The sequence below is a fragment of the Streptomyces sp. NPDC033229 genome, from assembly GCF_055576875.1.
Genome location: NZ_JBVIQR010000020.1, coordinates 83,716 through 105,422, shown reverse-complemented (window position 1 = coordinate 105,422; position 21,707 = coordinate 83,716). Strand labels below are relative to the sequence as shown.

20 protein-coding genes are annotated in these 21,707 nt (G+C 72.2%); 10 read left to right on the top strand and 10 right to left on the bottom strand.

Annotated features, from left to right (window positions below):
• Positions 1–21: 21 nt before the first annotated feature.
• Positions 22–2,139, bottom strand: coding sequence for a S9 family peptidase (locus tag ACZ53N_RS19275; RefSeq protein WP_469142057.1), 2,118 nt, complete (start codon positions 2,137–2,139; stop codon positions 22–24).
• Positions 2,140–2,235: 96 nt separating this feature from the next.
• Here ACZ53N_RS19275 and ACZ53N_RS19270 point away from each other — a divergent pair, with 96 nt between their 5' ends.
• The 5 genes from ACZ53N_RS19270 to ung all read left to right on the top strand — a co-directional run bounded on the left by ACZ53N_RS19270 (position 2,236) and on the right by ung (position 5,948).
• Complete coding sequence (locus ACZ53N_RS19270; RefSeq protein ID WP_469142030.1) at positions 2,236–3,060, top strand: HipA family kinase; 825 nt, start codon at positions 2,236–2,238, stop codon at positions 3,058–3,060.
• Positions 3,057–3,452, top strand: coding sequence for a DUF3037 domain-containing protein (locus ACZ53N_RS19265; protein ID WP_469142029.1), 396 nt, complete (start codon positions 3,057–3,059; stop codon positions 3,450–3,452). Before ACZ53N_RS19270 ends, ACZ53N_RS19265 begins: the two co-directional genes overlap by 4 nt.
• Positions 3,453–3,619: 167 nt before the next feature.
• Positions 3,620–4,381 carry a 3-oxoacyl-ACP reductase FabG gene (gene fabG / locus ACZ53N_RS19260; RefSeq protein WP_469142028.1) on the top strand — a complete coding sequence of 254 codons (762 nt, stop codon included), beginning with the start codon at positions 3,620–3,622 and terminating at the stop codon, positions 4,379–4,381.
• Between the two features lie 17 nt (positions 4,382–4,398).
• A complete protein-coding gene (locus tag ACZ53N_RS19255) occupies positions 4,399–5,151 on the top strand; it encodes an SDR family oxidoreductase (RefSeq protein WP_469142027.1) in 753 nt (250 codons plus the stop codon).
• 110 nt (positions 5,152–5,261) lie between these two features.
• Entirely contained in the window at positions 5,262–5,948 is a 687-nt protein-coding gene (gene ung, locus ACZ53N_RS19250; protein WP_469142026.1) for a uracil-DNA glycosylase, read from the top strand.
• Between the two features lie 60 nt (positions 5,949–6,008).
• Here ung and ACZ53N_RS19245 read toward each other — a convergent pair whose 3' ends face one another.
• From ACZ53N_RS19245 to ACZ53N_RS19235, 3 genes are all read right to left on the bottom strand, one after another.
• The gene (locus ACZ53N_RS19245; protein WP_469142025.1) at positions 6,009–6,668 is read right to left on the bottom strand and encodes a hypothetical protein; all 660 of its coding nucleotides are present in this window, start codon (positions 6,666–6,668) and stop codon (positions 6,009–6,011) included.
• A 97-nt stretch (positions 6,669–6,765) separates the two neighbouring features.
• Entirely contained in the window at positions 6,766–7,278 is a 513-nt protein-coding gene (locus ACZ53N_RS19240; protein WP_469142056.1) for a DinB family protein, read from the bottom strand.
• Between the two features lie 44 nt (positions 7,279–7,322).
• Positions 7,323–7,925, bottom strand: coding sequence for a TetR/AcrR family transcriptional regulator (locus ACZ53N_RS19235; RefSeq protein WP_469142024.1), 603 nt, complete (start codon positions 7,923–7,925; stop codon positions 7,323–7,325).
• Between the two features lie 80 nt (positions 7,926–8,005).
• Between ACZ53N_RS19235 and ACZ53N_RS19230 the strand changes: the two genes are divergently transcribed.
• Complete coding sequence (locus ACZ53N_RS19230) at positions 8,006–9,196, top strand: FAD-dependent monooxygenase (protein ID WP_469142023.1); 1,191 nt, start codon at positions 8,006–8,008, stop codon at positions 9,194–9,196.
• 17 nt (positions 9,197–9,213) lie between these two features.
• Positions 9,214–10,119, top strand: a complete 906-nt coding sequence (locus tag ACZ53N_RS19225) for a Gfo/Idh/MocA family protein (RefSeq protein ID WP_469142022.1) — start codon at positions 9,214–9,216, stop codon at positions 10,117–10,119.
• On the opposite strand, the gene lnt is transcribed toward ACZ53N_RS19225, so the two are convergent.
• Positions 10,091–11,644, bottom strand: a complete 1,554-nt coding sequence (lnt, locus tag ACZ53N_RS19220) for an apolipoprotein N-acyltransferase (RefSeq protein WP_469142021.1) — start codon at positions 11,642–11,644, stop codon at positions 10,091–10,093. The two genes, ACZ53N_RS19225 and lnt, sit on opposite strands and share 29 nt — an antisense overlap.
• A 616-nt stretch (positions 11,645–12,260) precedes the next feature.
• Between lnt and ACZ53N_RS19215 the strand changes: the two genes are divergently transcribed.
• A complete protein-coding gene (locus ACZ53N_RS19215) occupies positions 12,261–13,169 on the top strand; it encodes an SAM-dependent methyltransferase (protein ID WP_469142020.1) in 909 nt (302 codons plus the stop codon).
• A gap of 5 nt (positions 13,170–13,174) precedes the next feature.
• Entirely contained in the window at positions 13,175–14,386 is a 1,212-nt protein-coding gene (locus tag ACZ53N_RS19210) for a terpene synthase family protein (RefSeq protein ID WP_469142019.1), read from the top strand.
• Here the strand turns inward: ACZ53N_RS19210 and ACZ53N_RS19205 are convergent.
• The 5 genes from ACZ53N_RS19205 to ACZ53N_RS19185 are packed head-to-tail and all read right to left on the bottom strand — an operon-like array spanning position 14,278 to position 18,597.
• On the bottom strand, positions 14,278–15,732 hold the full coding sequence (locus ACZ53N_RS19205) for a cytochrome P450 (protein WP_469142018.1): 1,455 nt from the start codon (positions 15,730–15,732) through the stop codon (positions 14,278–14,280). The two genes, ACZ53N_RS19210 and ACZ53N_RS19205, sit on opposite strands and share 109 nt — an antisense overlap.
• Complete coding sequence (locus ACZ53N_RS19200; protein ID WP_356457611.1) at positions 15,729–16,352, bottom strand: GTP-binding protein; 624 nt, start codon at positions 16,350–16,352, stop codon at positions 15,729–15,731. Before ACZ53N_RS19200 ends, ACZ53N_RS19205 begins: the two co-directional genes overlap by 4 nt.
• Positions 16,333–16,692 carry a DUF742 domain-containing protein gene (locus ACZ53N_RS19195; RefSeq protein WP_469142017.1) on the bottom strand — a complete coding sequence of 120 codons (360 nt, stop codon included), beginning with the start codon at positions 16,690–16,692 and terminating at the stop codon, positions 16,333–16,335. The genes ACZ53N_RS19200 and ACZ53N_RS19195 overlap by 20 nt, the downstream gene beginning before the upstream one ends.
• The gene (locus tag ACZ53N_RS19190) at positions 16,689–17,075 is read right to left on the bottom strand and encodes a roadblock/LC7 domain-containing protein (protein WP_184737155.1); all 387 of its coding nucleotides are present in this window, start codon (positions 17,073–17,075) and stop codon (positions 16,689–16,691) included. The genes ACZ53N_RS19195 and ACZ53N_RS19190 overlap by 4 nt, the downstream gene beginning before the upstream one ends.
• Before the next feature lie 25 nt (positions 17,076–17,100).
• A complete protein-coding gene (locus ACZ53N_RS19185; protein WP_469142016.1) occupies positions 17,101–18,597 on the bottom strand; it encodes an ATP-binding protein in 1,497 nt (498 codons plus the stop codon).
• Between the two features lie 401 nt (positions 18,598–18,998).
• Between ACZ53N_RS19185 and ACZ53N_RS19180 the strand changes: the two genes are divergently transcribed.
• Positions 18,999–21,704: an ATP-binding protein gene (locus tag ACZ53N_RS19180; protein ID WP_469142015.1), complete on the top strand. Its 2,706-nt coding sequence runs from the start codon at positions 18,999–19,001 to the stop codon at positions 21,702–21,704.
• Positions 21,705–21,707: the final 3 nt, after the last annotated feature.

The window sequence follows — 21,707 nt, the reverse complement described above, 5'->3', positions numbered from 1 at the left end:
CGGGCCCGCCGCCGCCCGCGTTCAGCGCCCGAGTGCCTTTTTCAGGAAGTCCAGCTCGAACAGCAGGAGGTTCTCGGTGGTGCCCTCCGCAGCCATGTGCGTCGACCTCACCAGCGGCAGCACCGAGTGCGGCCGCCCCGCCGCCAGCAGCGCCGCTGACATCCGCAGCGTGTGGGCCACCGCCACGTTGTCGTCCGCCATGCCGTGGACCAGCAGCAGCGGGCGACGCAGCAGGGGTGCGTCGCCGATCGTCGACGAGCGCGCGTAGTTCTCCGGCTCCTCGTCCGGGTGGCCGAGGAAGCGTTCCTTCCAGTGTGTGTCGTACAGCCGCTGATCGGTCGGCGCCGCACCGGAGACCGCCGCGTGGAAGACCTCGGGCCGGCGCAGGACCGCGGCCGCCGCGAGGGTGCCGCCGAACGACCAGCCGCGGATCCCCACCCGCCCCGGGTCCAGGTCCGGGTACCGCTCGCACACCGCCCGCAGCGCGTCGATCTGGTCCTCCAGGACGGGCGTCAGCTGGTCGCCGCGCACCGCCTTCTCCCACGCGGGCCCCCGGCCGGGCGTGCCCCGGCCGTCCACGATCAGCACCGCGAAGCCCTGCTCGGCGAACCACCGTGCCACGCACGTCCACCATCCGCGCTCCCGCACCACGAGCCGCACCCCCGGCCCGCCGTACGGGCAGAGCAGCACCGGCAGCTTCCCCGCCCCCGGCTCGTGCCAGGAGGGCAGGAACAGCATGCCGGGCAGCTCCCGCCGGCCGAGCGTCAGGAACTTTGGCCGCGGCGCGAGCAGGGGGTCGGCGACGAACGAGGCGATCGAACCGGCCGGCTCGCCGTCGCGCAGGACCGTCACCGTGTGCCCGTCCACGGTCCGGCCGTCCAGCACCACCGTGGGGCCGCCCATGACCGCCGTGTGCCTGCCCGGCTCCCGGCTCAGCCGGGTGAGGCCGTGGCCCGGCTCGTACGACCAGACGTGACACGCGGTCGGGTCCTCCCAGGCCGTGAACAACACGCGCTCCCCGTCCGTGCCGAGCACCGCGTCCAGGTGCAGCCCCTCGGGGGTCACCGGACGGCCGTCGATCCCCAGCCGTCTGGTGTCCCGTGATTCGAGGGGCTCCACCAGGGCGCCGGAGCGGGTGCGGGCCGGGGTGCCGGGGACGAGCTCCACCCACGCGGGGTCGTGCCGCTCGCCGGCCACCGCGGTCGCGCCCGTGTCCGGGTCCACCGTCAGCACCCGCAGTTGACGCTGGTCGCGGCTCTGCACACCGATCAGCGGGCCGTGCGCGTCCCAGTCGGCCGTGGCCAGGTACTCGAACGCCGCGCGGTCCCAGGTCACCTCCGTGCGCCGGCCGTCGAGCGTCACGACGAACAGGGTGACGTCGGCGTTGGTGGTGCCCGCCGCCGGGTAGCGGACGGGGCGGGGCGCCTTCGCCGGATCGGCCGGATCGGCCAGGTGCCACAGCGGCACCCGTGCGGGGTCGACCCGGGCGACCAGCAGCGCCCGCCCGTCCGGCGCCCACCAGTAGCCCCGCGAGCGCCCCATCGACTCCATCGCCGTGAACTCCGCCAGACCGTAGGTGACCTCCGCCTCCTCCGGCACCAGTCGCAGCAGCTCCTCGCCCGCCATGGACATCACATGCAGCGCGCCGCCGCTGACGTACGCGACATGACGGCCGTCGGGCGAGGGCCGCGGGTCCACGGCGGGACCGGCCGTCGGCAGCCGGAAGGGCGCGGTGCCGTCCGTGCGGGCCGCCCGGAGCTCGCCGCCCACGGCGAACACGGCCAGCCGCACCTCGCGGTCGGTCGCGTACGACACGATGCCCGCCGACTGCTCGCGGGCCCGCTCCCGCCGTGCCCGCTCCGCGTCCGGTATGCCGGTGCCGTCCGCCGGCCCCGCCGGGTCGGCGAGCAGGCGCTCCCGCCCGTCCTCGTACAGCCACAGCCGGCTCAGCGGGTCCAGCCCGCCGCCCGTGCGCGTGAACAGCACCCGCCGCCCGTCGGGCGAGACCGTGAAGTGACGCGGCGCACCGAGGGAGAAGCGCCGGGAACGGGCGAACCGGCGTGGGAACCCGGCGACGTCCGTGGCGTTTCCGCCGAGGTCGAAGGGGTCGTCCGCGGTGTCGGTTCCCCTGGTGATCATGTTGTCCATGCGCGGCACCCTGACAGGAAAACGACCGTACCGGTACCGGGGACGGTCGTGGCCGGACGGCCCTGTGCGCCGCAGTAGCCTGGGGCAATGCTCCCCGAAGTCACCGCCACCCGCTATGTCACGCCCTTGCGTGAGGGTGGCTCGCTCCCCGGGATCGTCGAGGCCGACGATCTCGGTACGTACGTCATGAAGTTCACCGGTGCCGGCCAGGGCCGCAAGACGCTGGTCGCGGAGGTGATCTGCGGACAGCTGGGCCGTCGGCTCGGGCTGCGCGTCCCGGACCTGGCGGGCATCTGGCTGGACCCGGTGATCGGCCGGGCCGAGCCGGACCAGGAGGTGCAGGGCCTGCTGAAGGCGAGCGGCGGTCTCAACCTGGGGATGGACTTCCTTCCCGGGGCTCTCGGCTTCGACCCGCTCGCCTTCGAGATCGGTGCGGCCGAGGCCGGGCGCGTGATCTGGTTCGACGCGCTCATCAACAACGTCGACCGCTCGTGGCGCAACCCCAATCTGCTGGTCTGGCACGGCGAGCTGTGGCTCATCGACCACGGTGCCACGATGATCTGGCACCACAACTGGCCCACCGCGCGGGCCGCCGCCGACAAGGCCTACGACGCCTCCGACCACGTCCTGGCCACCTTCGGCCCGGCCGTCGTCGCCGCCGGGGCCGAACTCGCGCCGCAGGTCACCGAGGAACTGCTGACCGACGTCACCGCCGACGTGCCGGACGAATGGCTGGTGGACGAACCGGGCTTCGCCGACCCGGACGCGCTGCGGCGCGCCTACGTCGAGACGCTGCTGGCCCGCGCCGCGACCATCGGTGACCGCATCACGCTCGGCGAGCGCAGCAAGGACAAGCCCTCGCAGGCCCCGGAGTGGGTGCGGGTCAGGCTCGACGGAAGGGCCGGAAAATGACCGGGCGCCACAACGGACGCGACGTTTTCGAGTACGCGCTGCTGCGCGTCGTGCCGCGCGTGGAGCGCGGTGAGCTGATCAACGCGGGGGTGGTCGTCTACTGCCAGGCGAAGGCGTTCGTCGCGGCCCGCGTCCACCTGGACGAGGCCCGGCTGCTGGCGCTCGACCCGACGGCCGACGTGGCGGGCGTACGGGCCGCGCTGGGTGCTGTCGAAGGCGTCTGCTCCGGCGGGGAACGGGCCGGTCAGGCCGCCGGGGACGACCCCGGGCGGCGCTTTCGCTGGCTGATCGCGCCGCGCAGCACCATCGTCCAGCCCGGGCCGGTGCACACCGGACTGACCGCGGATCCCGAGCGGGAGTCGGAGCGCTTGCTGGACCTGCTGGTGCGATGAGGCCGGGCGGGCCGCCGGGAAGCGTTGACAGCGGGTGGCGGGGCTTCTAGCGTCTGTCTGCTGAAGCTACTAAGCGGTTGCTCACCCGAGAGGCCGGTCCCCGGACCCGGGGGCCGGACCGCTCGGCGAGCCGCCGTGCCCTGTCGTCCGAGGTGAGGAGAACCCGCATGTCCACCACCGAGCAGCGCGTAGCCGTCGTCACGGGCGCGGCCCGTGGCATCGGCGCCGCGACCGCCGTTCGCCTGGCCGGGGAGGGCCGCGCGGTCGCCGTTCTCGACCTCGACGAGGCGGCCTGCGCGGACACCGTGGAGAACATCACGGCGGCCGGCGGCAAGGCCCTCGCCGTCGGCTGCGACGTCTCCGACGCGGCACAGGTGGAGGCCGCCGTGGCCCGCGTCGCCGCCGAGCTGGGCGCGCCGGTGATCCTCGTCAACAACGCCGGGGTGCTCCGCGACAACCTGCTGTTCAAGATGAGCGAGGACGACTGGGACACCGTCCTCAACGTGCATCTGCGCGGCGCGTTCCTGATGTCGCGGGCCTGCCAGAAGCACATGGTGGACGCCGGGTTCGGCCGGATCGTCAACCTCTCCAGCAGCTCGGCGCTCGGCAACCGCGGCCAGGCCAACTACGCCGCCGCCAAGGCCGGGATGCAGGGCCTCACCAAGACCCTCGCCAAGGAGCTCGGCAAGTTCGGCGTCACCGCCAACTCCGTCGCCCCCGGCTTCATCGCCACCGACATGACCGCGGCCACCGCGGCCCGCGTCGGTATGGGCTTCGAGGACTTCAAGACCGCGGCCGCCTCCCAGATCCCGGTGCAGCGCGTCGGGGAGCCCGCGGACATCGCCAACGCCGTCGCCTTCTTCACCGGCGAGGAGGCCGGCTTCGTCTCCGGCCAGGTCCTGTACGTGGCCGGCGGACCGCTCAACTGACAGGGGTGCAGCACCACATGACCACACAGGACAGCGGAAAGGTCGCCCTCGTCACGGGCGCCAGCCGGGGCATCGGTTACGGCATCGCCGAGGCGCTCGTCGCCCGTGGCGACCGCGTCGTGATCACCGGCCGCACCGAGGAAGCGCTCAAGGAGGCCGTCGAGAGGCTCGGCGCCGACCGGGCGGTCGGCGTCGCCGGCAAGGCCCACGACGAGGCCCACCAGGCCGTCGCCGTCGAGCGGGCCATGGAGGCCTTCGGCCGCGTCGACTACCTGGTCAACAACGCCGGTACCAACCCGGTGTTCGGCCCGATCGCCGAGCTGGACCTCGCGGTCGCCCGGAAGGTCTTCGAGACCAACGTCATCTCGGCGCTCGGCTTCGCCCAGCAGACGTGGAAGGCGTGGCAGAAGGACAACGGCGGGGCGATCGTCAACATCGCCTCCGTCGCGGGCCTCGGGGCGTCCCCGTTCGTCGGTGCCTACGGGATCAGCAAGGCCGCCATGGTCAACCTCACGCTGCAACTCGCGCACGAGCTGGCGCCGGGGGTACGGGTCAACGCCATCGCCCCCGCCGTGGTGAAGACCAAGTTCGCCGCGGCGCTCTACGAAGGGCGCGAGGAGGAGGCCGTGGCGTCCTACCCGCTCGGCCGTCTCGGCGTCCCGGAGGACATCGGCGGCGCGGCGGCGTTCCTGCTCTCCGACGCCGCCGGGTGGGTCACCGGCCAGACGCTCGTCGTGGACGGCGGGCTCTTCCTCAACGCGGCGGTCTGACACGGTCGGCTGCCCGGGCCCCGGGCAGCCGACCGGCTTCGTGGCGGCGTTGTCAGTGGTCGCCGGTAAGTTCTCCGATGAGAACAGAACGAACCCCGGAGGTTGTTGACGTGACCTACACCGACATGCTGCCCGAGTCCTGGCGCGGAGTCCTCGGCGAGGAGCTGGAGAAGCCGTACTTCAAGGAGCTCGTCGACTTCGTCGAGGAGGAGCGGGCGGCCGGGCCGGTGTACCCACCGCGCGAGGAGGTCTTCGCGGCCCTGGAGGCGACCCCTTATGACCAGGTGAAGGTCCTGGTCCTCGGGCAGGACCCCTACCACGGCGCGGGGCAGGGCCACGGCCTGTGCTTCTCGGTCCGCCCCGGGGTGAAGACCCCGCCCTCGCTGCGCAACATCTACAAGGAGATGCACGAGGAGCTCGGCTACCCCGTGCCCGACAACGGCTATCTGATGCCGTGGGCGCAGCAGGGCGTCCTGCTGCTCAACGCGGTGCTGACCGTCAGGGCCGGCGAGGCCAACTCCCACAAGGGCAAGGGTTGGGAGAAGTTCACGGACGCCGTCATCCGCGCCGTCGCCTCCCGGCCGGACCCGGCCGTCTTCGTGCTGTGGGGCAACTACGCCCAGAAGAAGCTGCCCCTGATCGACGAGGAGCGCCATGTCGTCGTCAAGGGCGCGCACCCCTCGCCCCTGTCGGCGCGGAAGTTCTTCGGCAGCCGCCCCTTCACGCAGATCAACGAGGCGATCGCGGCCCAGGACCATCAGCCGATCGACTGGCGGATCCCCGACCTCGGCGCCTGACCGGCTCCACCGGGGCTGACCGTCCCGGCCGGCGCCGAGCGGCGGGGCCGGGGCGGCGGATCAGTGCCCGTACGCCTGGCGACAGATCCGCGACGCGTCGTCGTCCTTCTTCCAGCGCCCGTACGTTTCGCCCAGTGCGCACAGGTTCGAACCCGAGCGGGGCGGGGCCTGCTGGGCGGGGCGCGACTCGGAGCGCTGCGGTGGCGGAGGTGCCTGCTCGACGTGATGCCGGGACGGCGGGTCATAGCGGGGCGGCGGCGCCGGCGCCGATTCCGGCTCCCGGCCCGATGCCGAGCGCGCCGGGGGAGCGGCGCGCGGTGAGCGCACCTCGGAGTGGCCCGGGCCGTCCCACCGGTCCGGATCGGCCGCCCGCGACGAGGAGGGTCGTGAGTCCGCGGCGTCCTCCGCGCGGGCCTCCGCCTCGGTGCTCCGGTCCGGATCCTCATCCCCGTCCCGCTCCTGCCCCGCCCCGGACGCCGACGGCGCCTTCGCATCCGCCGCGGACGGAGACCGTGAGCCGTCCGATCCCTCCGGGCCGTCCGGCCCCACCAGGCCCAGGGATTCCCGGGCGGGGGCCGGTGACATCCTCGGTTCGGTGACGCGGGAGAAGCCGGACCGGTCGGACGCGGGGGAGGCGGCATGGGGGGAGAGGGCGACGCAGCCGACGGCGGCCGACATCGCCACCGCCGCCAGAGCCGCCGCCGCGGGCATTCGATGCATTCGCCCCACCCTGCTGCCTGACCCGGTGGGTTGGGTATTCCCCGCACGGGTGACGCGCGACGACCGGTCGGCCGCCGACGGTCACCGGGGGGGCGGGTCAGTAACCGGCCGCGCCGTCGATCCGTTCACGGACGAGGTCGGCGTGACCGTTGTGCCGCGCGTACTCCTCGATCATGTGGACGTAGATCCAGCGCAGATTGAACGCCTTGCCGCCGTGATGCGCGGCGTGGCCGACGTCGTCGAGCGAGCGCCCCCGCGCCGCCTCGCGTGCCGCCTCGATCTCCGCCTGCCAGGTGGCGTAGGCCTCTTCCCAGGTGTCCTCCGCCGGGGCCAGGAAGTCACCGTCGGGGTTGTCGTCGGTGCAGTAGATCGGCCCGGCCGTCTCCTCCCCGGCGAGCACCCGCCGGAACCAGGAGCGCTCGACCTCCGCCATGTGCCGGACGAGCCCGAGCAGGGAGAGAGCGGAGGGCGGCGCGCTCGCCTCGCGCAGTTGCTTGTCGTCGAGCCCGGCGCACTTGATGGCCAGCGTGGCCCGGTGATACTCGAGCCAACTCTCCAGCGAGGTACGTTCGTCGGCGAGGGTGGGCGTCTCGGGGCGCGCTGGTGTGATCATGCCCGCCATCCTCGCCGGGGGCCGGTTCCGCACGCCACGGGTTATTGCCCGAGCACGCCGCGCAGCAGCTCGCCGATCCTCTCGCGCAGCTCCTCCTGCCCCGGCACCTCCCCGTGGTACGCCCCTGCCGCGCACAAGAACATCAGCCCCTCGCCCCACGCGATCACGGACAGCGCGTGCCGCTCCGGGGTGGCGGACCCGGCGGCGGCCATCAGGGCGATCAGCGGCTCACGGAATGCCCGGCCCTCCTCGTCGTAGATCTTCCGCAGCTCCGGCCGCCGAGTGGTCTCCAGCGCCAACTCGTACCGTGCTACGAGCAGTTCGCGGTGGTCGGTGAGCGTGCGGTGCAGGGCCAGCGCGAGCGCGTCGGCCGGCGCGTCCAGCCCGTCGGCGGGGTCCGGCAGCTCCGTCAGTGTGAGCGCGCGCGCCTCGCGTGCCGCGTGCCGCCGCAGCGCCAGTTCCAGCAGTGCCGCGCGGGTACGGGCGTGATTCGAGGTCGAGCCCGGCGGCAGTCCGGCCGCCTCGTCCACCGCCCGGTGCGTCAGCCCCCGCATGCCGCGCCCAGCGAGCAGGGTGATGGCGGTGTCGGCGATCAGTTCGGCACGGGACACGCCCGTGGTGCGGGCGCTGCGATCGGTGGTCATGGCCCCAACCTAGCAATCCCACTACGGGCGTAGTAACGTCACCGCTGAAAGCACTACGGCTGTAGTAACGGGGAGGAATCATGCGGCAACCACACGCCGTCGTCATCGGAGCGGGGATCGGCGGGCTCACCGCGGCGGTGGCCCTGCGGCGACAGGGCTGGCGCGTCAGCGTTCTCGAACGCGCGGCCACCCTCGAACCCGTGGGCGCGGGCATTTCCCTCGCCCCCAACGGCCAGCGCTCCCTCGACGTCATCGGCCTCGGCGACGAGGTCCGGGCGCTGGCCGCCTGGCAGGGCGACGGCGGTCTGCGCGCCCCGGACGGCCGCTGGCTGTCGCGCACCAACAGTGCGGCCGCCGCCCGCCGCTTCGGCGGACCCCTGGTCCTCCTCCACCGGGCCACCCTCGCCGACCTGCTCGTCGGTCACCTGCCGGACGAAGCCGTCCGTACGGGCGCCGCCGCCACCCTCGCCGACCCCGGCGCCGCCGACCGGCCGGCCCGGGTCGCCACCCCCGACGGCGACATCGAGGCGGACCTCGTCGTGGCCGCCGACGGCATCAACTCGGCGACCCGCGCCGTGCTCTTCCCCACCCACCCCGGGCCCGTGTACTCCGGCTTCACGACCTGGCGCCTCGTCACCGACGCCCCCGGCCGGCCCTTCGCGGCGCACGAGACCTGGGGTCGCGCCGGGCTCTGGGGCACCCATCCGATGAAGGACGGCCGGATCTACGCCTACGCCGCCGCGGCGGCCCCCGCCGGTACCCGCGCCCCCGACGACGAGAAGGCCGAACTGCTGCGTCGCTTCGGCACCTGGCACCACCCGGTGCCCGACATCCTCGCGGCGGCCGTGCCCGACCGGATCCTCCGCCACGACGTCCGTTTCATGGCCGAACCGCTGCCCGCCTACCACCGCGGTCGCGTCGCGCTCCTCGGCGACGCGGCCCACGCGATGGCCCCCACCCTCGGGCAGGGCGGCAACCAGGCCATCGAGGACGCGATCGTCCTCGCCCACCACCTGACTCCCGGCGCGGCGGACCTCTCGCCCGCGCTCGCCGCCTACACCCGGGACCGGCTGCCCCGCACCATGGACGTCGTGCGCCGCTCGGCCCGGACCGCCCGGCTGTTCATGCTCTCCGGCGCCCCCGCCGTCGCCCTGCGGGACACGGCGATCGCCGCCGTCAGCCGGTTCGGCCCCGGGCTCCTGCTGCGCGGCTTCGACGGCATCGCCGACTGGGAGCCACCCGTACGGACGTATGCTTCTCAAACGGGATGACGCACCAGGGAGGCTCAGTGAAGGTCGGTTGCATCGGGCTCGGGGACATCGCACAGAAGGCCTATCTGCCGGTACTGGCCGCCCAGCCGGGACTCGAACCCCACCTCCACACCCGCACCCCGGCCACCCTCCACCGGGTCGCCGACACCTACCGCGTCCCCGAGGCCCAGCGTCACACCGACCTCGACTCCCTGATCGGGGCCGGGCTCGACGCGGCGTTCGTGCACGCGGCGACCGCCGCGCACCCCGAGATCGTCACCCGGCTCCTCGAAGCGGACGTGCCGGTCTACGTCGACAAGCCCCTCGCCTACGACCTCGCCGCGAGCGAGCGCCTGGTCCGCCTCGCCCAGGAACGCGGCGTGAGCCTGATGGTCGGCTTCAACCGCCGTTTCGCACCCGGCTACGCGCAGTGCCTGGGCCACCCGCGCGAGCTGATCCTGATGCAGAAGAACCGCGTCGGCCTCGCCGAGGAAGCGCGCTCCCTGGTCTTCGACGACTTCATCCACGTGGTCGACACCCTGCGCTTCCTCGCGCCCGGCACCATCGACCACGTCGACGTCCGGGCCCGGGTGCGCGACGGCCTGACGCACCACGTCGTCCTCCAGTTGTCGGGCGACGGCTTCACCGCCATCGGCACCATGAACCGGATGAGCGGCTCCACCGAGGAGATCCTCGAGGTCGCCGGCCAGGACACCAAGCGGCAGGTCCTCAACCTCGCCGAGGTGGTGGACCACAAGGGGCAGCCGACCGTCCGCCGACGCGGCGACTGGGTGCCGGTGGCCCGTCAGCGCGGCATCGAGCAGATCGTCCTCTTCTTCCTCGACGCGGTCCGCGCGGGCAAGGTCCTGGACGCCGAGGACGCCCTGCGCACACACGACCTGTGCGAGCGGATCGTCACCGCGGTGACCGAGCAGGCTTCCTGACCGCACGCCGCAGCCCGCGAGCGCCCTCGACGGCACAGAAGACACCGAGGGCGGCGAGCGAGCCGTACACCACCCAGTCCCCGTACCGGACGTACGGGCTGGTGCCCCGAGCGAGCGGCACATCGTAGACGGCGAAGTCGCTGCGGTCGGTGCCCAACTGCCCGCCGACCTGCCGCCCCCGGGCGTCCGCCACCGTGCTCACCCCCGTCAGCGTCGCGTGCGCCATCGGCCGCCAGGTCTCGGCGGCCCGCAGCGCGGCCAATGAGGCGTGCTGTCCGGGCGCCCAACTGTGCTGGAACGACGAGGTCGCGGACTGGGCGACAATCAACTGGGCCCCGTCGCGCACCAATCGGCGGCTCATGTCGGGGAACGCCGTCTCGAAGCACACCAGCGGCCCGATCAGCGGCCCGTCGCCCGGCAGCCGCATCACCACCGGGCCGTCGCCGCGCCGCCGGTCCTCGTCCGCCGCCTTGCCCACAGAGGTGGCCCACCCGAGCAGCGAACGCGCCGGGATGTACTCGCCGAACGGCACGAGCCGCGTCTTGTCGTAGCGGTCACCGGTCGGCCCGTCCGGCCCGATCAGCACCGAACTCTTGAAGATGCCCGGGCGGTCCGAGCGCCGCGCGTCGACGTTGACGAGCAGGGGCGCGCCCACCGCGCGGGACAGCGCGGCCAGCCGTTGCCGCAGGACGGGCCGCGCCCCCAGGTCCTGACCGACACTGCTCTCACCCCACACCACCAGATCCACCCGCCGCCCGGCCAGCCGGCGGGTGAGCAGCTCCTCGCGGTCGAAGCGCCGCTGCGGACTGAGACCGCCGGCGACCACCCCCGGTTGTACGAGCGCGATCCGTACCGTGCCGGCCCGCTCCGGCAGCGGTGCCCCCACCCACACCCCGGCCACCGCCACCGCGCACGCGAGCACCCCCGCCGCCCCGGCCGCCCGGGCCCGGGGAGCCGAAAGCAGCGCGGCCACCGCGGTGTTGACCGCCACCAGCAGGAAGCCCACGAGCCAGACCCCGCCGACCGAGGCGATCCGCAGGGCGGGCGCCACCTGCCACTGGCTCGCACCCAGCAGCCCCCACGGGCCGCCGAGGTACTCCCAGGAGCGGACCAGCTCGACCATCAGCCAACCGGACGGCACCAGGACCAGCGCCGCCGCCACCCGGCCCGGCCCCGGGTCCCCGCCCAGCAGCCGGCGCACCAGCAGCCCCCAGGGAGCCCACAACAGCCCCAGCAGCGCGGCCAGCACGAGGATGAAGACATGCAGGCTCGGCAGCAGCCAGTGGTGCACGGCGAGCAGGAAGCCGGCGCCGCCGAGCCACCCGTCCAGGGCGGCACGCCGGGGCGTGGCGGCCGACGCGACGATCAGCAGCCACGGGACGAGGGCCGCGTAGGCCAGCCACCACAGGGCGGGGGCCGGAAAGGCCAGCGCGGGCAGCGCGCCCGCGAGCAGGGCCGCCACCGCCCGCCACCAGGGCGAGGCGCCGAGCCCGGACCACCGTCGTACCGCCGACATCGCCGCCATGCCGCGCCTCCCTTGTCCCGGCCGGGTCACCAGTGTGCGGGAGCGGGGCGATCAAGGGCAGGGCGCGACGGCCGCGACACGCTGCGCGGCCGAGACCTTCGGGCGCGGGCAGCCGCCGACCGGGCCGGAAGTGTCCCAGATGCCCCCGGGTACGCGCGGCCGCGCTGCTTCCCCAACAGTCCAGGGGCGCATGCGCAGAAGCCGTGCCCCCCTTCGATCGCCCGCGCACCATATGAGTAAGAGGGTTCCGGCCATCCCCGGCCCGTCTGGATACTGGCCTGTCGGAAGGCCAAAACCCCGACAACAGTGCGCAATTTTCAGCCTTTCTGGTCGTGAAGCAAGCCAATGTCAGCTCAATTTGGTCTAAATTGAGCTGAAGTGATCCTGGCGCACTGCGTCAGAAAGGCGCACGACGGTACGTAATGTGGGTTATCGCTGACCCGCCATGGGCAGGTACCGGGCAAAACTGGACAGGCGTGCTGGTTGTGTGTCGCCGGGGGGCGGCGTGACATACATGCGAGACCGAACATGCGATTCAGTCACCAGAGAACGCTCCTCCCGTGGCCCATCTCCCTGTCCGCCTCTTCACCGACAGTCGATGTCTCGGAGGTATCCCATGGAGAACCTTGTCGCCGAAGTGACCGCTGCTCCCGACGCGGTGCGCGACGAGACCCAGGTGCCGCTGTACTACTCGAGGAAGACCGCCGACATTCTGCACAAGTACGGCCCCGGCCCCCGAGTCCACTTCCATGTCGGGCTGTTCGACTCCGGTGCGGCACCGAACACCACCGTCTCCCAGCGCGTCATCCGGCGTCGTCTCTTCGAGTCCCAGGAGGCGGCGCTCGATCACGCCGCCCGCTCCTGGGGGGTGACGGACGACCCGCCGGCCGCGCTCTTCGACATCGGCTGCGGCCTGGGCGGCGGTTCCATCTACTGGGCCCAGGAACACGGTTGCGCGGTCACCGCGATGACCGTGACCGCGAAACACGTACCCGTGATGGCGGACCTCGTCCGGCAGGCGGGCGTGGAGGACCTCGTCACCCCGGTCCTCGGCGACATCCACGACCTGTGCGAGGAGCACAAGTACGACGCCGCCGTGGCCATCGAGAGCTCGGGCTACATGGACCGCGAACGGCTCTTCTCCGTGGTGGCCAAGGCGCTCAAACCCGGCGGCTGGTTCGGGATCCAGGAGCACTTCCTGTGCCGGCCGGAGTGGACCAACTTCATCGACGGGTACTACAAGACCAGGCTGGGCACCCTGTCCGAATACATCGACGCCGCCCACGCGGCCGGCTTCGAACTGGAGCAGGACGAGGACGTCACCGACCAGGTCGCGGAGTTCTGGGTGCAGTCCATGGCCTGGACGACGGCCGAGCTGGACAGGATGGCGCGGACGGACGCCCAGTCCCCGATCGCGGCCGACCGGCTCGTCGAATCGGCCCTCACCCACGGGAAGTTGTTCCGGGTCTGGCGGGACCACGCGGTGGAGACCAGGCTCCTTCTCTTCCGTCTCGGAGGACACTGACCCCCATGACCGAGACCGCGACGCGCGCATCCGCCATCGGCTGGCGGCTGCCCCCCTTCTACTGCCCGATCGACGCCGCCATCCATCCACGGGCGGACCAACTGGAAGAACAAGCCATAGCCTGGCTCGACGCCATGGGCTTCTTCCACGACGGCACCGAGCGGGCCTGGAGCATCGCCACCCACAGCACCGACTTCAGCTGCCGGATGATCCCGTACGGGAGGGACGAACCGCTGCTGCTGTTCATCGAGTGGAATCACTGGGCGTTCGCTCTCGACGACTTCTGGCACGACACGGGCTCCGCGGACATTCGGACCTCCCGCATCGTCGACCTCAACGCCCGGATCTCCCGATGTCTCGAAGCGCCGGGCTCCGCCATGCTCGGCAACACCCCGTTCGCCGCCGCCCTGGAGGACCTCGCGGCCCGCACCCGGGCCCTGGCCACCCCCGTCCAGCTCCGCCGGGTGGCCGAGGGCCTGCGGGACTGGCTGTTCGGCGCCGCATGGCAGGTCAGCAATGTGGAACGCGGCGTCATGCCGACCCTGTCCGACTATGTCGCCTTACGCCCCTCGATCAACGGCACCCGCTTCTCGCTGGCCTGGAGCGAGATCGCGAGCGGCATCGAGATCCCGGACGGGGAGCTGTACTCCGCCCCCGTCCAGGCCCTCACCGACGCCGCGGGGTTCATCGTGAGCTGCGACAACGACCTTTTCTCCTATGCCAAGGAGGACAACCAGGAGACCACCGACCAGAACCTCGTGAACGTCCTGGCCCACCAGGACGGCAGCCCCCCGGACAAGGCCCTCGGCGAGGCCCTGGCCATACGCGACCGGGCCATGACACTCTTCCTGGAGCTGCGCGACCAGATCGCCCGGGACGCCGGCCCCGAGCTGCGCCGCTATCTCGAAGCCCTGGGCCACTACATCGCCGGCTGCATACGGTGGATGAACGCGGCCCCGCGCTACGCCAGCCCCCGCAACCGGCATGAACTCCCGGTGCCAGGGGCGACCTACGGCATAACGTGGCGGGACACGCCCAGCGACCCCGGCACCGGGCCGCTGCCCATAGCGTCGGCGGCCTGGTGGTGGGATCAGCTGGACAGCGTCATTCACCGCCGCCGGAACCACCCGGTCAGCGACTTCCACACGGACGTCCGGGGGCGGGGCGGCTTCGCCGGCGCGGGGATCGCCGGTGACCTGTCCGGCGTGGAGGTCTGAGGCTCCGGGGAAGCCGGCTCCGCCCGGTCCGCCGCGGACGGGACGGACAGCCCCGACTCCTCGGGCGGCTGCGGGCGCTGCGGGGTGAACTGCACCGGCAGCGCCACCAGGTGACGTGACATCAGGGAGGAGACCCAGCTCAGCTCGGACTCCGTGACGGCCAGCCGGATGTCCGGCAGCCGGTTCAGCAGCGCGTCGATACCCGTGTCGGCGATGGCCCGGCCGATGTCCTGGCCGGGGCATTCGTGAGCACCCCCACTGAAGGCCAGGTGGGAGCGGTTGCCGTGGACGGGCGCCGTCGGGTCGGGGCGGATGGCCGTGTCCACATTGGCCGCGGCCAGCCCCAGCACGAGGGCGTCCCCCGCCTTGATCTTCTGGCCGGCGAGCTCGGTGTCCTGGGTGGCCCAGCGGCCGAGGATCGTCGTGAATGGCGGTTCGTCCCACAGGACCTGCTCGACCGCGTCCGGCAGGGTCATATGGCCGCCGGCCAGATTGGCACGGCACCGCGGGTCGGACAGCACCATGCGTACCGTGTTCGCGATCAGGTTCGCCGTGGTCTCGAACGCGGCGATGAGCACCAGCCGCAGATGCTGCTGGACCTCCTCGTCGGAGAGCTTGGCGGGGTGCTCCAGCAGCCAGCTGGTGAAGTCGGGGCCGGGGTCGGCGTGCTTGCGCACCACCAGCTTGCGCAGCGTCTCCTGTACGTAGGCGTTGCTGGCGACGGCGGTCTCGGTGCCCTTGATCATGTCGCGGGCGGCCTTGACCAGCTGCGGCCCGTATTCCTCGGGCATCCCGAGCAATTGGGTCAGCACCAGCATGGGCAGGTGCTCGGCGAACTCGTGCACCAGGTCGGCCTTCCCGGTGGTGCAGAAGCCGTCGACGAGCTGGTTGGCGAAGCGGGTGATGTGACGGCGGACACCTCGCCGGTCGAAGCGGCCCATGGCGTCGTTGATGGCGCCGCGCCACCGCTCGTGCACCTGGCCGTCGGCGAACGCGCAGATGGGCTGCCAGGTGGAGATCGGAGCCAGCGGGTGGTCGGGGGTGAGCTTGCCCTCGCGCATGTCGCGCCAGTTCCGGGAGTCGCGCGAGAACCGCGACGGTGTCCGCGTGACGTCGAGGTTCTCGCGGTAGCCGAGGATCAGCCAGGCCGGGAGATCGCCGTGGAGCAGCACCGGTGCGACCGCGCCGTGCCGGTCGCGGAGCTGTTCGTACAGTCCCATCGGGTCTGCCTCGGCCGCGGGCCCGTACAGCCGCGCGATGCCGCCCTCGCCATAGGCATGGGCGGGGCACTGCGGGGGAGCGACCGTCGCGGAGTCGGCGCGGGAGTGTTCGTCACGGGGGGTCACTGTGGCTCCGGGGATTCGTTCGTGAGGGTGTAGAGGTAGCGCATGAGGGTCATCAGCGCGTCCCGACAGGAGGCGCGCTCACGGGCGTCGCAGGTGAACATGGGCACGGAATCAGGGAGGTCCATGGCCGCCCGCAGCTCCGACATGGCGTGGACGGGCGAGCCGGGGAAGGTGTTGACGGCGACGACGAAGGGCACGCCCCGCTCCTCCAGCAGGCCCATCACGTCGTAACTCACCTCCAGGCGGCGGGTGTCGAGGAGGACCACCGCGCCCAGTGCGCCTTCGAACAATCCGTCCCACAGGAACCAGAAGCGCTCCTGGCCGGGCGTGCCGAACAGATACAGCACCAGCTGTTCGTTGATGCTGATCCGACCGAAGTCCATCGCCACGGTCGTCTCGGTCTTGTGCTCGATGCCGGCCAGATCGTCCACGCCGACCCCGGCCTGGGTCATCGTCTCCTCGGTGGTCAGCGGTCTGATCTCGCTGACCGCGCCGACGAGGGTCGTCTTGCCGACCCCGAATCCACCGACGATCACCACCTTGACGGCCGCCGCGGTCGAGGCCGGGAGGATGTCCTCGGTCCTGGGTCCGGCGTGTGTGTCAAAGGTTCTGTAGTCCATGCATCACCGCCTCCAGGAGTCGCACATCGGGTAGTGCGGCGACCGGGACCGGGGGCCTGGCCTCCACTTGATCGTTCGTGAGCAGATCCGTGAGCAATACGGTCACGGTGCTGACGGGCAGGGTGAGATAGGCCGATATCTCGGCGACGGAGAGCGGGTAGTCACACATCCGCACAATGGCGGCGTGCTCGGGCTGGAGCCCGGGGTCGGGCTCGGCCCGGGCGACGATCAGCGTCACCAGATCGATCTTGAGATCCTGGTCGGTGCTGCTGCGCCCGGTGGTGAGGATGTATAACCGATCCGGATTTCCCTGGTCCCACGGATTTTTGGGCTTACTCACGTGACCGGCCCGCTGACGCGCGGCGGACTGGTGAGATGCTCACCGATCCGGGCCACCAGGTCCCGCATCCGCTGGCCCATGAGCCCGGCGTCGACGTCGTCGTCCGCCAGCACCGCCAGATACGCCCCGGCGCCGGCCGCCATCAGATAGAAGAAGCCGCCGTCGACCTCGATCACGACCAGTCGCATCTGCCCGTCACCGTGCGGGAACTCCGCGGCCACCGCCGTGGACAGGCTCTGCAGTCCCGCACAGGCGGCGGCCAGGCGATCCGCGGCGTCCGTGTCCGAACCGTGCTGCGCCATGCGCAGACCGTCCGAGGACAACACGATCACGTGGCGGGTCTGAGGAACGCTGGATGCCAGGTCCTTGAGCATCCAGTCCATGTTGAACCGCAGCTGCGTCACTTGGCTACTCTTCCTTGTCTGACGATTCATCACTGAACGGTCCCCGTGCGTCGGTCGTCGGCTCCTCACCGTTGACAGCGCTGGTGAAGGCGGCCAGCCACAGGCCCGGTTGCGGGGGAGGCTCGGCCGTCGGGGAGTGCCGCCGGGGGGTGCGGCCCGCCGCGGCGGCCGCTGCCTTCCGGGCGGCCCGCGAGGGGATGCCGGGAGCGCGCCGGCGGCGCTGCGGAAGGCCGCCCGAGCCGTCGGACTCCTCGGTCGGCTGGTCGAGCTCCGGAGGCGGCGGCAGCGGCCGGCCCGGCTTCTTCCTGGGCTTGGGGGGCGGGAGGGTGGCCGCACGGGCGATTTCGCCGCCCGGGGTGGCGCTCGCGGTGATCAGGTTCTCCGGCACGATCAGCACGGCCCGCACACCGCCGTACGCCGACGGCCGCAGCGAGACCCGGAACTGGTAGGTCTTGGCGAGCCGGCTGACGACGGCCAGCCCCAGTCGCGGCGTCTCGCCGAGGTCGTTGAGGTCGAGGCCGCGGTCGGCGAGCTCCAGCACCGCGTCGGTACGGCGGCGGGCCTCGTCGGTGAGGCCGACGCCGGCGTCCTCGATCTCGACCGCCACCCCCGACTGGACCTCCACGGCGGTCAGGTGCACCCGGGTCTGCGGGGGCGAGTAGCGGGTGGCGTTGTCCAGCAGCTCGGCCAGCGCGTGGATCAGCGGCTCCACCCCGGGACCGGTGACCGCGACGTCCGCCACCGAGTGCAGGTCCACCCGGCGGTAGTCCATGATCCGGGACATGGCGCCGCGCAGGACGTTGTAGAGGGGGATCGGGTTCTTCCACTGGCGTCCGGGGCGGGAGCCGCCGAGCACCGCGATGCTGTCCGCGAGCCGGCCGATCAGCGCGGTGCCGTGGTCCAGGTGCAGCAAGTCGCCGAAGACGTCCGGGTCGTTGCCGTGCCGGTCCTCCATCTCCCGGAGGTCGGTGGCCTGTTGGTGCACGATCGCCTGCACCCGGCGGGCGATGTTGACGAAGGCGCGGTGCGCGGAGTCGCGCAGCCCCTCCTCGGCCTGCACCGCCTCCACCACCGAGCGCAGCACCGAGCGGTGCGCGGCCTCGAACGACGGGTCGAGCGGGGTCAGCGGCCTGACCTCGCGGAGCACCTCATCGGCTGATGCCCCCTGCTGCAGCAGGTTCACCGCGGCGGGCAGCAGCTCGCGGGCCAGCCGCCGGGTCTCGATCTCCTGTTGGACGAGCCGGTGACGGAACGCGGCCTCCTGCTCGGCGCAGCGCCGGCGCAGCGTGTCGATGATGCGGCCCCGCCGCACCGCCTCCGACGAGGTGAGGGCCACCGCGACGGTCGCCACGGTCCCGCACCAGGCCACGGGGGAGCGGGCGCCGAGAGGTACGAGGACTGCGGCGGTCACCGTGCAGACCGCCAGCACGACAGGGGGGACCAGCCATATGAGAGCGGAGGCGGGCCGCCTGCCTTGGTGTGACGATCCAGTACCAACCATCGAGATCCTCGGTGCTCTTGGGAAAAGGCTTATGGGGCGCCGCGGGAATGGGCGACGCCGTACGCGGAATGCTGGGTGATGTTCTCCGGCCTGCGGTGGCACGGCGGTTGGGGCAGCGGGCTCGAGTCGCCTCGACCCGCTGCGCGACATGGAGCGTAGCCTGTCACGCGGTGCCGGGACCGCGAAGTTGTCATATTCGCGGATTGGGCTGACGGGCGAATTCGAAAGGCCTCACAATGACCCCGAACTCGGAATATCGAAGAGATTTCCGAGCGCAACGAATAAATGTTCGGCAGCGGGGGAGGGTCACGCGGGTGGGTGGTTCGCTGCGGTGAACCATGCCCCAAGGTCCGCCGACAGGGCTAGGCTCGGCCCACCACATCCCTACAGGAGACACTGCCATGACGGGGCATCAGCGTGATCGACGCCAGTACACCGCCCTGTTCGAGCGCGAGCAGGAGATCGCCGCCGCGGAACAGGCTGTAGACGGCCTGTGCGGCCGTATCGCCGGCGGGGAAGCTGTCCTCGGCGGACTGTTGCTGTACAGCGGGGAGGCGGGGGTCGGCAAGACGGCCCTGCTCGGCGAGCTGCGGAGGGTCGCCGCCGAGCGCGGCTGCACCGTGCTGGCCGGTCGGGGCAGCGAGTCGTCCCAGGCCGTTCCCTTCCACATCGTGCGCCAGCTCCTCCAGCCGGCCCTGGCGCCCATGTCACCGGCCCGGCGACAGGAGTTGCTGGGCGACTGGTACGACGTCGCGCTGCCGGTCCTCGGCATCGCGCCGCCGCTCGGGCCGCCGGCCGACCCGCAGGGCGTGCGCGACAGCCTCGACTGGGTGGTCACCCAATTGGCGATGACCACCTCGCCCTTGGTCGTCGTGATCGACGACGCCCAGTGGGGTGACGCCGAATCCCTGGCCTGGCTGGCCTCCTTCGCCGTGCGACTGCGGGAGCTGCCGCTGCTCGTGGCCGTGGCCTACCGGCCGGACGAACTGCCCGCGCACACCCCGGCGTTCAAGGAGCTGGTCGACGGCCGCGGCACCCGGCCCGTCAGCCTGCACGCCCTCACCCCGGCGGCGGTGACCGATCTCGTGCGGGCCACGCTCAGCAGTGAGGCGGACGACCCCTTCTGCCGTGAGGTCTGGGCCGTCACCGGCGGCAATCCCTACGAGGCCGTCGAGCTCATCGCCAAGGCGCAGGACCGGGGGCTGCGGCCGGCCGAGGAGTCCGCCTGTCTGCTGCGCGAACTCGGCGCCGCCGCCCGGGGCAGCGGCCTGGTCACCCGGCTGGAGCGGCTCGGCACCTCCGTCACCCGGTTCGCCTGGGCGGCGGCCGTCCTCGGTACGGAGATCTCACCGCGCGTCGCCGCGATGCTCGCCGGAATGAGCCCGTCGGAGGCCGCCGACTGCGCGGACCGGCTGCGCGAGGCCCGCATCCTCACCGGCGCCGGCGATCTCGAATTCGTCCACCCGCTGATCGCCACCTCCGTCTACCGGGCCGTGCCGCCCGCCACCCGCACCGCGATGCACGGCCTCGCCGCCTGGGCGATCACCAACGCGGGCCACGGCGCGGCCGCCGCCTCGCGGCACCTGCTGGAGGTCCACCCCGACGACGACCCCGATCTGGTGCGGCAACTGCGCGCCGCCGCCCACGAACACCTCGCCGTGGGCGCCCCCGAGGCCGCCCGCCGCTGTCTGGAGCGCGCGATGGCCGAGCCGCCGCCGGACGAGGACCGGGCCGCGGTGCTCTACGAGCTCGGCTGCGCGGCCCTGCTCACCTCGCCGTCCACCACCATCAACCATCTGCGCGCGGCCCTGGCCCTGCCGAGCCTGCCCAAGGAACTGCAGGTCGAGGCCACCTACCGGCTCTCGCAGGTGTACGCCCACAACGGCCAGCTCGGCGACGCGGCCGAAGTGGTGGCCGCCCGCGCGGCCGAGATGCCGACCGGTTCGGGACGGATGCGGCTGCAGGCCGCCCACTTCCTGTGGAAGGGCATTCAGTACGAAGAGGAGGGAGCCGAACAGCGGTCACGGCAGATCGCCGAGCTCGCCGACGGCCTCGAAGGGCGTAACAACTCCGAGCGTGCCCTGCTCGCGCTCCGCGCGTTCGACGGCATGGTCCGCGGTGAGGACGCCGTACGGGTGGCCGAGCTGAACGACCGCGCGCTCGACGACGGCCGGCTCGCCACGGGCATGTCCTGGACCAACACCGAATGGGGCTTCGAGATCCCCAGCGTCATCGGGATCACCTACGCCTACACCGACCGGCTCGACCGTGCCGAGCGGCTGTTCAGCGAGGCGGTGCGGGCGTTCGAGATCTCCGGCTGGAGCGGTGCCCACCTGGCCTTCGCCCACGACTTCCTCGGGCTCGTTCACCGACGGCGCGGCAATCTCGCCGTCGCCGAGGACTTCCTGCGCGAAGGGCTGCGGCTGGCGGGCCGGCTGGGTCCCGGACTGCCCATCCAGTGGGACGGCACCTGCCTGCTGGTGGAGACCCTGCTGGCCCGTGGTCACTTGGCGGAGGCCGAGGCCGTGGCGGAGAAGTACTCCTTCAGGCCGCCCTATCCTCCGGCGATGGTGATGCCCGACGCCCCCTCCGTGGTCGGTCGGCTGCTGCTCGCCCGTGGCCGCAGGAAGGAGGCCATCGCCGAACTCGAGGCCGTCGGTCGGATCATGGAGGAGCGCGGCCGGAACAACACGCTCTGGGCGCCGTGGGCGCTCGATCTGGCCTCGGCGGTCGCGGAGGACAACCCCGAGCGGGCCCGCGCGCTCGCCGACCAGGCGATCCGGCATGCCGGACGGTTCGGCACCGACACCGCGATGGGTGAGGCGCTGCGGCGGGCGGCGCACTTGACCGAAGGTGACGAAGCCCTGGACATGCTCGGCCGGGCCGTGACGCATCTGCGCAGATCTCCCTGCCGGCACGAGCTGGCGATGGCGCTGGTGGACCACGGCACCGCGCTCCGCGGCGTCGGCCTTGCCCACGAGGGCGTCGAGCTGCTCCGCGAGGGCCTCGCCCTCGCAAAGCGCTGTGGCGCGGACGGGCTCGTCGAGACCGCCCGTGGGGAACTCTCGGCGGCCGAAGGCGAAGGGGCGGCCCCCTCCGGCGGATAGCGG